11 protein-coding genes are annotated in these 14,328 nt (G+C 36.4%); 2 read left to right on the forward strand and 9 right to left on the reverse strand.

The genetic code is table 11. The features are described 5' to 3' along the window. Window positions 1-50 precede the first annotated feature (50 nt). On the forward strand, window positions 51-1,625 hold the full coding sequence (locus C1Y58_RS14625) for an ABC transporter substrate-binding protein (protein WP_105616822.1): 1,575 nt from the start codon (window positions 51-53) through the stop codon (window positions 1,623-1,625). A 138-nt stretch (window positions 1,626-1,763) separates the two neighbouring features. Then, complete coding sequence (locus C1Y58_RS14630; RefSeq protein ID WP_105616823.1) at window positions 1,764-3,131, forward strand: alpha-L-fucosidase; 1,368 nt, start codon at window positions 1,764-1,766, stop codon at window positions 3,129-3,131. A 90-nt stretch (window positions 3,132-3,221) separates the two neighbouring features. Here the strand turns inward: C1Y58_RS14630 and C1Y58_RS14635 are convergent, their stop codons facing one another. The 9 genes from C1Y58_RS14635 to C1Y58_RS14675 form a co-directional block, all read right to left on the reverse strand. Beyond that, window positions 3,222-4,283, reverse strand: a complete 1,062-nt coding sequence (locus C1Y58_RS14635) for a hypothetical protein (protein WP_105616824.1) — start codon at window positions 4,281-4,283, stop codon at window positions 3,222-3,224. Next, window positions 4,273-5,067 (reverse strand): DUF1700 domain-containing protein, encoded by a 795-nt coding sequence (locus C1Y58_RS14640; RefSeq protein ID WP_105616825.1) that lies wholly within the window; start codon window positions 5,065-5,067, stop codon window positions 4,273-4,275. Before C1Y58_RS14640 ends, C1Y58_RS14635 begins: the two co-directional genes overlap by 11 nt. Further along, on the reverse strand, window positions 5,060-5,395 hold the full coding sequence (locus C1Y58_RS14645; RefSeq protein ID WP_105616826.1) for a PadR family transcriptional regulator: 336 nt from the start codon (window positions 5,393-5,395) through the stop codon (window positions 5,060-5,062). The genes C1Y58_RS14640 and C1Y58_RS14645 overlap by 8 nt, the downstream gene beginning before the upstream one ends. A 165-nt stretch (window positions 5,396-5,560) precedes the next feature. Continuing rightward, window positions 5,561-7,090 (reverse strand): sulfatase family protein, encoded by a 1,530-nt coding sequence (locus C1Y58_RS14650; protein WP_105616827.1) that lies wholly within the window; start codon window positions 7,088-7,090, stop codon window positions 5,561-5,563. A gap of 17 nt (window positions 7,091-7,107) precedes the next feature. Beyond that, window positions 7,108-8,409, reverse strand: a complete 1,302-nt coding sequence (locus tag C1Y58_RS14655) for an MGH1-like glycoside hydrolase domain-containing protein (protein WP_105616828.1) — start codon at window positions 8,407-8,409, stop codon at window positions 7,108-7,110. A gap of 18 nt (window positions 8,410-8,427) precedes the next feature. Further along, on the reverse strand, window positions 8,428-9,786 hold the full coding sequence (locus C1Y58_RS14660) for a sulfatase family protein (protein ID WP_157950112.1): 1,359 nt from the start codon (window positions 9,784-9,786) through the stop codon (window positions 8,428-8,430). Window positions 9,787-9,916: 130 nt separating this feature from the next. After that, window positions 9,917-11,224, reverse strand: coding sequence for an MGH1-like glycoside hydrolase domain-containing protein (locus tag C1Y58_RS14665; RefSeq protein ID WP_105616830.1), 1,308 nt, complete (start codon window positions 11,222-11,224; stop codon window positions 9,917-9,919). Between the two features lie 11 nt (window positions 11,225-11,235). Beyond that, window positions 11,236-12,537: a sulfatase family protein gene (locus tag C1Y58_RS14670; RefSeq protein WP_105616831.1), complete on the reverse strand. Its 1,302-nt coding sequence runs from the start codon at window positions 12,535-12,537 to the stop codon at window positions 11,236-11,238. A gap of 140 nt (window positions 12,538-12,677) precedes the next feature. Next, entirely contained in the window at window positions 12,678-14,312 is a 1,635-nt protein-coding gene (locus C1Y58_RS14675) for a type 2 periplasmic-binding domain-containing protein (protein ID WP_105616832.1), read from the reverse strand. Between the last annotated feature and the right edge of the window lie 16 nt (window positions 14,313-14,328).

A 14,328-nucleotide genomic window follows, 5' to 3' on the forward strand; every position in this document is an offset into this window, starting at 1 on the left:
AATCAGACGATTATTTTATTATAAATTTATTATATATAAGGAGGATCCAAATGAAAAATAAGGGGAGAATTATATCGTTTATATTTGTACTTACCATGTTGTTCACCTTAATCGGTTGTCAACAAAACACAACAGAATTAAGTAGTAAGAGCGAATCACCAGAAGTTAAGAGCGAAGCTAATAAACAATCTTCTTCAACTGAAGAAAAGGCTGAAGAACTAGTACCCTTAAAAGTCTATACATGGACTGGTACGAAACAAAGAGATGAAGCTATTGTCTTGACAGAAATGAGTAATTATTTAAAAGAGACAATAAAAGCAGATGTTGAAATTACAATGTTAGATTTGGATGACTATAAGAATAAAGTTCCACTATTACTCTCCTCAGGAGAAACAATTGATTTATGTTTTGCATCAAGTTGGAATAACCCTTTCTTAACTGGTGTTAGTACCAATGCTTTTCTACCACTTGATAACCTTCTAGAGAATCAAGGAAAAGCTCTTAAAGATTTTATTCCTGATGCATTATGGACGGGAGCTAAAATAAAAGGGAACATATATGGGGTTCCTATGTATAAAGAAATGGGGAGACAATGGGGATATTTCATCAATAAAGAACTTGCGGATCAATATGGTTTTGATTTATCAACAATTAAAGATTGGGATGATATTGAACCTATGCTTGCAACATTAAAGGAAAAAGAACCAGATGTTGTTGGGTTAGCTAACCCACAGAGAGCATTCGCTACGCTTCCTTATTCTATTATGACTGGTAACTGGAAACGCCCAGGTGTTATCAATGCAACAAGTGAAATGGAAACCTTCAAAGGAACAGATGGTAAAGTCTTTAACCAATATACAATGCCTGAGTATAAAGAAACCATAACCAAATTACATGAATGGTACAAAGCAGGTTATACGCCAGAAGACGCAAAAAACTATAGTAAAGATCAATTGGATAAGAACGATGCCAAACTCAATAAACTTTTTGCCCGTCTTATTTGGTATGCACCTAATTCTGAGGTAGGCTGGAGTAATGATGTAGGACATCAGTATGTTTATATTCCACTTCATCAACCTGTTATTGAAAGTGGTGTTTCAGTTGGTAATGTATGGGCAATTCCCTATACAGCCGAAAACCCAGAAAAAGCAATGGAACTTTTAACTGCTTTATATACAGATAAAGAATTAGGTACCATGATCCGTCATGGTGTTGAAGGTACTCATTATGTGAAAAATGATGATGGCACCATTACCATTGCTGATGGTATTGACCCTACTGATAGACCTTATGATCAGGGTATGGGATGGATGTATGGAACTATCTTTAACCAATATATTGATGTAAGTCAGACACCTGCTGATACATTAGACGCTTATTACACCTTTAATGATTCTGCAGTCATGTCGGATGCTATGGGCTTTATCTTTGATTCTGAACCAGTACTCAATGAAATAGCAGCTATTGATAACGTAATGGAACAATACTCTGATCCTCTCAATGCAGGTTTAGTAGACCCTGAAAAATATCTACCTGAATTTTTAAGTGCTCTAGAAAATGCAGGTGTTAATAAACTCATTGAAGAATCACAAAAGCAATACGATGCATGGAAAGCAAGTAGATAAATATTTTTAAATGGTTGTCTCATTCTGAGACAGCCATTCATTATCTACATAACACTTGATATTAGGATTAATACTGGTATAATTTAGCTTAAATAACAGATGTATCATATGACTTAATTACAGAAAGGAGTTTGAATAATGGCTGATAATATTAAAAATGGTGTTCATGGATGCAGTGCAGCTGATGACTATATTCAGCCAACTGATCCTTTAGTGGTAGAGAAGTTGGAATCATTTAGAGATAGAAAGATAGGCTTGATGATCCATTGGGCACCAGTAACTCAACTAGGTATCACCGAATCATGGCCTCAGGTGGATACAGAGGCTGAATGGTCTCAAAAAGATATTGATTGGACCAATGATATGGACAGCTTTCGACGTGAATATAGAGACCTACATAAGACTTTCAATCCCATCAGGTTTGAACCTAAAAAATGGGCATCACTAGCTAAGGAATGCGGCTTTCAATATTTACTCTTTACTACTAAACATCACGATGGCTTTTGTATGTGGGATACTGAGACAACAGACTATAAAATAACGAGTAAAAACTGCCCTTTTCATAAGCATTCCTATAAGGATATTGTGAAACACCTTTTTAATGCTTTTAGAGATGAAGGTATTCCAATCCACGCTTATTTCTCTAAGCCTGATTGGGATTCGCCTTATTATTGGAATAAAGAGATACCTTGGCCGGACAACAAAACGGATCGAAACCCTAATTATAAGATTAGTGAGCATCCTGAACTTTGGGAGCAATTCGTTCAATTTACTCACACCCAGATAAGGGAATTGTTGATGGGATATGGTGATATTGAATGTTTATGGCTTGATGGTGGATGGGTCAACCCCTCTAACCTGGGGCAAGACATTCGAATCGGAGAAATTGTTAATGAGATCCGTAAGGTGCATCAGCCTGGTTTAATATGTGCAGATCGTACTGTTGGTGGTGCCTATGAGAACTTTATTACACCAGAGCAAAGCAGACCTGAGGCTCCTATCTTTGTTCCTTGGGAAAGCTGTATCACCCTGGGTAGAAGCTTTACATTCAGGTATGATGATACGTACAAAACACCTCGTGAAGTAATCCACTTGCTCATTGATATCGTTGCCAAGGGAGGTAACTTAGCATTAAACATTACACCGCAGCCTGATGGAAGGTTACCACATCAGGGTATCCAAGTTTTAAAGGAGTTAGGTAAGTTCTTAACGACTTATGGTGAGGGTATCTATGGTACAAGGGTCTGCGAACCTTATATAATTAATCAATATGCATTCACAAAGAAAGAAAATTGTTATTTTGTTTACTATTTGTATAAGGAGGGAGAAAGAATAAAGCACTCTTTCACCATTCCAATTCAATGTGATGTCACTGATATCCGAGAGATGGGTACTGGAGAATCTTTAGGTTTCAGTAGAAGTGATGCTGGATTAGAGATTCAGCTGAAGGAAAGAAGCGATATCAACACTCAATATGTTGAAGGCTTTACCTTATATCTCAAGTAGCAAAAGAACCTATAGAAATGACTTGTTAATAGGGTCAATTCTATAGGTTTTTTCATTCTAAGTACTCTTAATACTAGTACCTTTATCCTGCTATCTTAAGCGATGTTCCAATGCTTGTGCTGATTCATGAATGAGAGAACCCTCATAATTAGAATACGCTTCAATATAGTAATCACCTTTCTTACCAGTAGACATAACACCTTCAAATTCATTGTTAACTAATGGAATAAACGTTTCATCGTGATTAGCGGTACCTTCATAATCAGCACCATTATACAATTTTACTTTTCCCTCAATGTAATAAGGCTCATAGTCCATTGTTATAATAAAATAATCTGCAGCATTGACATACATCTCTTTAGCTATAGGTTGATAGGATTGAATATCAATACTACGACCTGATAAGACTATTTTATGAGGTACTTGATTAAGTTCCTCATAGTTACTCATTTCACCAGCAGAAAAGATGAGTATATTTCCACAGGCAATCTCCATTTCCTGAACGTTAATAAACTCGAGGTATTCCATTCGTACGTGGCTTTCAGACTTTATTACAAGATTCTTTAGTTCAATGAAGTCTGGTAAGTCACAATAACCGTTCCGAACATCCACTAAGAGTTCATCTTTTAAGGTTTCTTTATCTATCACTTCTAACTTTACTTCTTGATCAGATTGAACTTGGAGATCAACTTCATTAGGTACTTCGATAGTGATAACTGTATCATAGTAATTATAATTAACTTGTTCATACAATAAAGCATAGTAAATTTCTTTAATGGCATTGTCCCTTGATATTTGTTCCCGTAGATCGAAGTTATGATTCTTCTGATCAAAGACTACATTTAATGTCCCTTCTTCTATAACAGTTTCTACGAGTATTTCACTAAATGGATCTCTTGTACTTTTGATATGTAATTGTTCATCAGGACTTTCTTTTATAATGAGCTTAGATCGCCATATATTTGATGTTATATTGACATGATTGATAACTTCTCTAGTGGAATAGAGTTCCAATGATTCAGTAACATCGACTTCTATACTTACTGCATCACTGGTAACAATAGCTGCAACTTCAAAACCATAATAAACAGTTCCCATAATACCACCAGCTATTAAAATAAGGGCTAAAATAGCAGCGATTTTACGCTTCATATCCATCACTCCCTTCATAATCGAGTTCAGGAATAAGATCTGTACGTGTACCAACTCGTATATACATAAATCGTGTTTTAAGCCAACTGATATATTGTACAATGCAATATTTCATTACTCCAAAAATACTTCCATAGACTATCCAGAACAGAAGTAATAATCCTGTTGCAAACAGCGATAAGGATAGGCCTAGACCAGTAAAAGCATCACCTATCTGACCAAGTAATAAACTCGCTGGATAAGCTGCTATAGTACATAAGGTTCCGAAAAACAATGCTCCACCTGCTAATAAGATACCCCCGATGATGAAACCTGCTGGGAACAGTAATACAACCGTTAGTAGGATATAAAATAATTTCTTCAGCCAACTTGGACTTTTGGGTCTTATACGTATCTGTATATTAGATGGTAAATGCCTATTGATTGCCTCTTTGATTTTAATACACCTCTCTCCTACAGTCTTATTAAAACGCTTAAACTTAGGTCCAATATTTCTCTTAATATTCCCCCAAAATTCAACTATTTTATAATATAAAGCGGAGTCTTTAAAGCTTTCCTGATTTTTATTAGTCGCTCCATTTTCTGTTCTCATTTCCTGTATGAGGTCCCTGGCTATAGCTTTGGGTGATCCTAAAGCCTTTATAACCTCCTCTTCACTTTTTCCTTCTATTTCACCATTTAGAAAATACTCTTCGTAATCCCGGAGTATATCGTTAAGTTCGTATTGGCTAAAGTGATCTTCTAGATAATCCTTAAGAATATCAAGAAATTCTTTTTTATTCATCCCCGTTAATCCCCTTTCTATATAGGCTTATTATCATATTGACATCTTCAACAAAGCTATCCCATTCATCCACCATGTTCTTCAAATTACGTTTTCCTTGTTTGGTGATCTTATAATATTTTCTAGAAGGTCCTTCGCTGGATTTTACGATATATGTATCAAAGTTACCCTCTTTCGTTAAACGTCTCAATAAAGGGTATATGGTACTCTCTTTTACCGTCATTACCTTGGAAATATGATCTACAATTTCATAACCATACATGTCTTTACTGTTCACCAAAGTCATAACGCATATCTCTAGCACACCTTTTCTCAGTTGGGTACTCATTGGCAAGCCCCTTTCGTACTTGATATAAGAAGTGATTCACCGACTACTGTGCAATACATAATAGTGAGCAAAAAGAAAACTACTATGCATTACATAATAGCTTTATGGTTTCATCTTACCACACTACTATGTTTTACACAATAGCTTTTTAGAAAATTTTTCAAATTATAATTTGTCTTTATCTCCTGCTTCATCTTTTAATTGAATAAGTCTCTGTTTAAGTTCTTTTATAACATCGGAATAGGCTTCATCCTCATAGCGATTATACATTTCACAAGGATCTTTTACTAGATCAAAGAATTCCCATTCTGGTTCTGTAGAATCATCAATAGATCCTGCTGTACCTAGAGCTTCACCATAATAGTAGATTAATTTATATTTCTTAGTTCGAATACCGTAGTGAGCTGCTACACCATGATGGGCTAAATGCATCCAATAGCGATAATACATGTCCTCTCTAAATTCTTCCTCTTCTTTTTCTTCTAAGACTCTTCGGAAACTCTTACCCTGCATATCCTCCGGTATAGCAACTCCTGCAAAATCTAGAAGGGTTGGTGCAAAATCTAGGTTAAGAACCATTTGCTCTGTTGACAGACCTTCTTTTATCTTTTCAGGATATTTAACAAGGAGAGGCATTCTTAAAGATTCTTCATACATAAAGCGTTTATCAAACCATCCATGATCACCTAAGAAAAAGCCTTGGTCCGAGGTATAGATGACAATAGTTTCTTGGTCTAAATCTTCTTCCTTAAGATAATCTAATAACCTGCCTACATTATCATCCACCGATGCTACGCAACGAAGATAATCTTTGATATAACGCTGATACTTCCAGTTCTTCAGTTCTTCTAAGCTATCAAACTTGACTTCTTCCCCATCTCTTGTCGTAAAGGTATAGCCTTCTAAATCATCAGGCATTGGTATTCGAAGTCGATTAGTTTTCCTAGCATAATCACCTTCATTATTAGTTGGAATGGCATTCCCTACCTCAAGAATATTAGCAGGTGTTTCAATCTTTAGGTCATTTGAGTTCATATCTTCTACGATACGCATCTTAGCTCTTTTCGCTGCTTCTGATCGATTTTCATAGTTATCATCAAATGTAGTAGGAATAGGAATATCCACATCTTTATACATGTCTTTATGTTTGTCATCAGGCTGCCATGGACGATGGGGAGCTTTATGATAACATAACAAGCAGAATGGTTGATTATTCTCTCTCTCTTTTAACCAATTGATAGACTGGTCCGTTACAATATCAGTTGCATATCCTTCAAATACTTTGTTTTCTCCCATTTCATTCATCACGGGATCAAAATAATCACCTTGCCCTGGGAAGATGGTCCAATAATCAAAACCTCTTGGCCAATTCTTTTCTTCCTGACCTAGGTGCCACTTACCTATCATTGCAGTAGAATAACCTGCTTTCTTTAGCTCTGTGACGAAGGTATTTTGACTGCTATCAAAATGATCATCTAGGGTTCTAACGCCATTCACATGTGAATGCTTGCCTGTTAGTATGACTGCTCGACTAGGTGCGCAGATTGCATTAGTGCAAAAACAATTATCAAAACGCATCCCCTCATTAGCAATCCTATCTAAATGAGGTGTGGTGTTGATTTTACTTCCGTAACAGCTCATGGAATGAGCTGCATGATCATCAGTCATGATAACGATAATATTAGGTCTTTTCAAAGCATCATCCTCCTATTCTAATGAATCATACTCTTCTCTAAGCAAATATTTAAAAAGGCCGCTGCAGTCCATAGTTGACTCTTTGACCCTTTAATCTCTCCTGTTATAGCATCTACCAACTCATGGAATGTTCCGTCATCACGGCAAGTTCTTGCAAGAAGAGCTATATTGTAACCAGATAAATCTTCATGTGTAGCTTTTTCTAGGGCTCTGATGAAGAATCGATCTACAAAAGGCCATGTTGAGTCGTTATGGTTAAAAGGTTTGATTGCATAATTCTCAGTATCCAGATCAAAAAAGGGATAAAAGAGTGGAACCCCTTTATTAGTTTTTGGGTAACTAAGAAGCAATTCTTTAGCCTCTTCTCCCTCAACGATACCATGCAAAACAGCAAACGCAGTACCAAGAGCCTCTCTTCTTTCTGTTACTATCCCATTAGCGTCTTTATAATAAGCTAGTGTTCCATCCTTTAACTTTAACTCTTTTATGATGGCCTGCTTAAGGTTACTGGATTGTCTTGCCCACATTTTTTCTTCCTCGCTTCTACCTAGCGCCTTAGCTGCTAACGTCATACGGTCCATGGCTGCTTTGTATAAACAATTAGTTGATAACGACTTGATCATAGCACAATCTGTAATACTCCAATGAGAAGGATAACCATTAGCTTTAAATTGTGGAAAATGGATATCAATAAAACAAGCTTGCCCCCTGTATAAGCCATCTTCTTCATCATAAAAGGGTCTATAGTAATTCTCGAAGAAATAACAAGCTATTTCATAGAACCATACCAATTCTTCCTCATTATCCTTAATGAGATCATATGTACACCAAATCCACACCACATCATCGGTTCTTCTCGTTATTGGACCGCCTTCAAATAACTTTTTATTAACAGCATCTTCTCTTTCTATAGGCTGTATCACTTTCCAGGGTGCTTTTATATCATTCATAACATAGTCTTTTGTGACATTAAAGCCCTTTTGCTTACGAATTTCTCTTGTATGTTTGATACTTTTTAACATCAACTCAGGATAGAGTTGATTGAGGGCTAGTATCCCCGCCAAAGCAATATCTCTTGTAAAAACCGCTGCTCCAAATTTTTTACCCGCTCCAAAATACTTAACATCTTCCACTTCAATTATATTAGCTTCTACATCATGCAAAGCCACATGAATCATTTTTTCTACTAATTCAGTCGTTTTTGAAATATTTATTTCTTTTTTATGGTTGGTCTCTTGAAGCTGATGACTTTCTACCCTGCCTAGCTCATCTTTCAAGTAATCTTCTCCTAAGATCAAACCCGCTTCCTTATAAACCATAGCATACCTCCATGATGATTAATTGACTTCTGGCAGTTCAAAAGTATCATCGGTTTCTTCTATCCACCTAGCTAAACGGTCATTAAGCTCTTTATGCTTTTCTTTATAGACATTGTCATGTGCTAAATTAACTTGCTCATAAGGATCTTCATTTAAGTTAAAGAGCATCCAAGGTGTTTTTTCAAAGCATACATACTTCCAACCATCTCGTGTCAAGATACCTCTCCAAGGACGATTAACACTTGCTCCATGACCAGTTGGGATAACGCTTTGTAGATAAGCTGAATCAGGCTCTTCCATGACTCTCCTACCTCTTAAGCGATAATGGGAGTAGTCAGTTCCCTCCATCCAATCTGGCGCGTCAATATTACATAAACCCAAAGTCGTCGGTGCAATATCCACATGATTAAGGGGAGCATCACAAGTATTTTCTAAGCGGCCGTTATATCGAATCTTCTCTCCACCGATAATGAAGGGAATCTTAATAGCTTCTTCATAGGCAGTCATTTTTCTAAACTGACCATGGGAACCATGCATATCACCGTGATCGCTAAAAAAAACTATATGCGTATCTTCTGCAAGTCCTCTTTCTTCTAAAGCTTTCATAATACGTCCTATGTTGTAATCTAAATTTTCAATCTGAGCATAATAACCTGCTAATTCTTTCTTTGCTTGTTCCACTATCTTTTTAACTTTTGGTACATTTTCTCTTAAGGTGATATTGCCAACGCTATGTCTCTCTCTATATGAGGCAGGTGCTATATAAGGATTATGAGGTGGTTGCACTGACAATACAGCGAAGAAAGACTCCTCTTTTTTTCTATCTAAATAATTAATGAGTAGATCTGTTAAAGCATCTGTTTCATAACCATTTAGTTTATAATGAAAGGCTTCATCACCTACACCACCATGGACCCAGCAGTCCCAAGGTGAATTATTGTTTTCATAGCCTACCCAGGTCTTAAATCCGCCTCGTCTTTCAGGTGGAACTATATGCATGGCTGCACGATCTACATGTAATTCTTCATCAAAATTTCTTACTGGTAGGTTGTTTTCATGAAAACCATCCAAATGCCATTTGCCAAAATAAGCAGTATCATAATTGTGATCATTAAAGACATGTGCAATGGTCTTTTGATCTGGTGACATCTGAAATTCATGACCTGGTACACATTTATGCGGATAACGACTCGTTAGCAAAGAACCTCTAAAAGGACAGCATAGAGGAAATCCTGCCACTGCATTTTTAAATTCTACACCTGTCGCTTCCAAATTATCTAGATGAGGTGTGGATACATTAGAGTCACCTTTAAAACCAAGCGCTTGAGCCCTGTGTTGATCACCAAAGATCCAAATAACATTAGGTCTTTTTTCCATCAGCATTCCTCCTCCTTAATAAAAAACGATATAGATATAAGCTCACCCAAGACTATTGATAAAGCCTTTATCAACACACTAAACTGAGCTTAATTTCCTCACTATTAACCCTATATTTTACAGCCAATATTTATTTATCAATTATCCCTGATCGCTGACATACATTTAGAAAGGCTGCTGCTGTCCAAAGTTGATTCTCTGAACCAAAAGGTTCTTTATTGATGAAGTTCACCACTTCTCTAAAACTAGAGTTAGGTCGACAAGAACGCGCTAACATGGCTATGTTAAGAGGCTTTACATCTTCATCAGTAGCCTTTTCATAGGCCATTAGGAAGAAAGTATCCACAAATCCCCATGAAGTATTATTATGATAAATGCCATCCCAATGAACTTTATATTCTTTTAATTGCTCAGTAAAATCGTAGAATGGATAAAATAGAGGTATCCCACATTCCTCAAGGGGATACTGTCTGATTAATTTCTCAGCTTCATCTCCTTCAACAATGTCGTGTAACACTACAAAAGCTGTGCCTAAAGCATCCTGTCGTTTATGAAGGTTACCCTGCTTATCTTTAAAGAAAGCAAACTTACCATCATCATAGGTTAACTCTTTAATCATTGCTTCTTTAAGAGCTTTTGAGCTCATCTTCCACTCTTTTACATCCTCAGTTAACCCTAAAATCTCAGCAGCCTTAGCCATCTTATCCATAGCCACCTTATAAAGGGAATTGGTAGAAGTAGCTTTAACTAAGACACAATCTCCAATACTCCATTCCAATGGATACCCATTGGCTTTAAAGGTTGGAAAATGGACATCTACGAAACAAGCTTGACCTCTATAAAGCCCATCTTCAGCATCATAAAAGTACTGATAAATCTTATTGAAAAAGAGCTTACCCGTCTCATAAAGCCATTTCCAATCATCTCGTTGATTACCATTCTTTTCAATCCAATCGCTAGCTCCCCAAATCCAAATGACGTCATCTGATCTTCTTGAAATGGGTCCACCCCTTAATGTCTCCTCTGTTTCTCCTTTGACTTTCCATGGAGCAGGAATACCTTCAACAATGTATTCTTCTGCTACAGTAAAGCTAGCTTTCTCTCTAAGAGTTCTTGTATGTTTGATACTATCCATCATCACTTCTGGATAAAACTTGTTAAGAGCTAGTATGCCTGCAATACTAATATCTCTAGTAAAAACACTGGCTCCAAAAGTAGCACCTGCACCAAAGTATCGATCATCACCAACTGTCACAATGTTAGACTCTACATCTTTAATAGCAATATTAACTAACTTTTCAACCATAGGTGTTGCGCCATGAGTTATAACTTTTCTATCAATATCAGTAGTAAGCAACTGGTCTTCTTTAATGGTTCCAATTGGGTCTATCAGTTGCTGCTCTTCTAGTTTTAATTGCTTGCCTTCATATGTTTGCATAGTGATCCCCCCTACTTCCAGTCCATTACTTTTGGACTTATGGTTGATAATTTATTAGCTACAGCGCCTTCTGGTAGTGGAATTTGTCCATTTAATAGTGGATCATCTGTCTCTTCCATCCATTTATCAAGTCTATGACTTAGTTCTTGATAGATATCACTATATCTTTCATCATTAACTAAATTAACACGTTCAACTGGATCAATGTAGAGATCAAACAACTTTTCTCTTTCCACCTTATACTCTAAGTAATCGTGTTCAATTAAGAAAGATTTACCAGGTGAGTCATCAATATTAGCTGGTACAATTTGATCATGAACATCATAGTGTTTGATGAGCTTATATCTTTTTGTACGAATACATCTCTTTGGTTCATAAGCAGCATGATAAGATACTTCAGAGAAAAGTTCCTCACGAATCTCTTCTTTATCACCTTCAAAAAGATCTACCATGGATTGACCTTGTAACCAATCAGGCTTTTCAATATTCGCAATATCACAAATTGTTGGGAAAAGATCGAGATGTGATATTAATGCATCGCTTGCTTTTCCTTTTAATTTACTGCCTTTATAGTCCATGATTAATGACACGCCAATACCGGTGTCATAAAGATTACACTTCATTCTTGGAAATGCAATACCGTGGTCTGTTGTAAAGATTACAAGAGTTTCATCTCTTAGCTCCAATCTATCTAGAGTATCTAGGACCATACCAACGCATTCATCTGCTACCATCAAACTGCTCATGAAGGCTGCCATATCTTCCCGATTTTCTGGTGTATCTGCTAATGGGTATGGTGGTGTGACATAATCTGGATTGATGCTTTTATGGATTTCCGGAAACTCTCTATGGGTATTCCACATACCAAAAGATAGGAAGAAAGGTTGCTCTTTAGAACTTTCAATGAACTCACATGCTTTCTTCGCATTAGCTACATCATAAGCCTTGCCAACACGCTCTTCTTTTGATGTTAAAACATAATCGTATCCAATCTCTTCGCCACTCTTAGCAACATGCTGGATACCTGAAAGGGCTGTTACATAATTATGTTTTTTCAGATACTGCACTAAATGTTTGTTATTGTCTGTAAGAGAAAACCCTCGGTGCGCTAATCCAATCATTCCTGCATTATGTGGAGACATACCCGTTAATAATCCTGCTCGACTTGGCGAACAAGTAGGACCTGCACAATATGCATTTCTAAAAAGGGTTCCTTCCTTAGCAAATTTCTTTAGCCGTGGTGATTTTACTGGCACACCATAGGGCTCAATATATCTTCCTGTATCATGGGTATGCATATAAACAATATTCATCTAATATCTTCCTTTCATAATCAAATTTGATTCTTACTAACACTTTACTTTGCACTTTGTATGATATCAACAGTTCCTATAAAAAATACACCCCTAAAGGTTATATAACCTTTAGTAAGTGTATTCTTTACTTTAATTTATTATTTCATAAAGTTATCATATGCTTCTTGATAGATCTCTAAGTAACGCTCTAATCCCATATTATTAATATCATCAATGTATTTATCCCATTCTTCTTCTATGCCACCGTTAACAATCCATTCAGCTGTTTTTGTCCCTGCATAAGTCCCAATATCGTTTTTAAGTGTGGCTAACTCCTCTGATATATCAGGTGTCCAAATAACCATTGGGAAGGTATTGGATTCTGGTTCCATATAAGGTGTTAAAACATCTTCATAACCTAATTTGATCTTGTGGAATTCAGGAATTGTTGTTTGCTCTTCAATACTCTTTGAAGCGTACATTGGTGCTCTATCAGCTGGTGCATTTGTCCACTTCCAACTTCCTGCATCTAACCCTGATTCTTCTGTTGGATCAAGAACAACATAGCCATCGTCTTTTTTCTCAATACATGGTCCGATTGATCCAAAGAATAACTGTAAAGATGCTTCTGGATCATAAAGCTCATTGACCCAACGCATTGTTGCTTCTGGATATGGGTTAGCAGATGTAATTGAAAAAGTATTTTTCTTCATTCTAATCTTCGTTGGGTCAGTAACCACTGTACGATCACCTCTTGGTCCCTCAAGTGGAGGTAGTACAGCATATTGATCCGCCCATTGACCAAATAAAACAGCTGCTTGCCAGTGAACACCAGCTCCTAATTGAGCAACATCAGGTGTCTTACCAGATTTATTATAATTATCTTGAGTTAACACTTCTGAATAAATTAACCCTTCACTATATAGCCTATGCATGTATTGAACGGCTTCTTTATAGCCTTCAGCAACTGTAACATATTGAACATTACCATCACGTAAATAAACATTATCTCCAAAACGATCATTGGTTACGCCGAATGAACCTAATATACCTCTCCAAGTAAAGTATTTATTAGAATTGTTAGGTTCCACAGGATTAAAATTAAATGGTATCTCATCATTAGGATCACCATTGCCGTTAGCATCTTGCTCTTTAAATGCTTTTAATACCTCATAGAATTCTTCTGTACTTTGTGGCATTTCTAAACCTAAATTATCTAACCATTCTTGATTAATAAACCATGTATCACCAACGTTTGGTCTAAAAGGACGTACATTAGGTAAGCCATAGATTTCACCCGTATTAGGTACAGTAGCCATTTTCTCAGTAACAGGCTCTTCTTCAAACATTTTTTGAATATTTGGAGCATACTCACTAATGTAGCTATTCATATCAACAAAGAAATCTTTATTATTAAGTAAATCTGTATCTTTAAGTCCTTCACCAAAGAAGATATCAGGAAGGTCACCACTTGCTAAAACTAAATTTTTCTTTTCAGTCCAACCACTACGAATGGTTTCCACATTAAGCTTAATATTGGTTTTCTTTTCTAACTCTTGGAAAAATGGCATTTCATTTAATTCAATAGTGTTTGGATGTGAATTGAAAATCACATCTAATGTAATGGTTTCATTCACAATTGGATAGCCAGTTGCATTAAAATTATCACTTGCCGCTACCTCTTTTTTTTCTGTCACTACTTTTTCTTCTTCTGCTTTTGAACACCCTGTTAGTATACTTGAAATCCCAATAGCTCCTACTAGGGCCAAAGCTACAACCTTCTTTAAGTTCATGTAAATTCCCCTTTCT

The organism is Vallitalea okinawensis (assembly GCF_002964605.1).
In the GTDB taxonomy this organism is placed as follows: Bacteria; Bacillota; Clostridia; order Lachnospirales; family PQDH01; genus Vallitalea_A; species Vallitalea_A okinawensis.

Coding starts and splice junctions, on each gene's coding strand:
- C1Y58_RS14660 (WP_157950112.1), bottom strand. CDS start 9,786: ATGGAAAAAAGACCTAATGTTATTTGGATCTTTGGTGATCAACACAGG.
- C1Y58_RS14655 (WP_105616828.1), bottom strand. CDS start 8,409: ATGGTTTATAAGGAAGCGGGTTTGATCTTAGGAGAAGATTACTTGAAA.
- C1Y58_RS14670 (WP_105616831.1), bottom strand. CDS start 12,537: ATGAATATTGTTTATATGCATACCCATGATACAGGAAGATATATTGAG.
- C1Y58_RS14665 (WP_105616830.1), bottom strand. CDS start 11,224: ATGCAAACATATGAAGGCAAGCAATTAAAACTAGAAGAGCAGCAACTG.
- C1Y58_RS14625 (WP_105616822.1), top strand. CDS start 51: ATGAAAAATAAGGGGAGAATTATATCGTTTATATTTGTACTTACCATG.
- C1Y58_RS14645 (WP_105616826.1), bottom strand. CDS start 5,395: ATGAGTACCCAACTGAGAAAAGGTGTGCTAGAGATATGCGTTATGACT.
- C1Y58_RS14635 (WP_105616824.1), bottom strand. CDS start 4,283: ATGAAGCGTAAAATCGCTGCTATTTTAGCCCTTATTTTAATAGCTGGT.
- C1Y58_RS14640 (WP_105616825.1), bottom strand. CDS start 5,067: ATGAATAAAAAAGAATTTCTTGATATTCTTAAGGATTATCTAGAAGAT.
- C1Y58_RS14630 (WP_105616823.1), top strand. CDS start 1,764: ATGGCTGATAATATTAAAAATGGTGTTCATGGATGCAGTGCAGCTGAT.
- C1Y58_RS14675 (WP_105616832.1), bottom strand. CDS start 14,312: ATGAACTTAAAGAAGGTTGTAGCTTTGGCCCTAGTAGGAGCTATTGGG.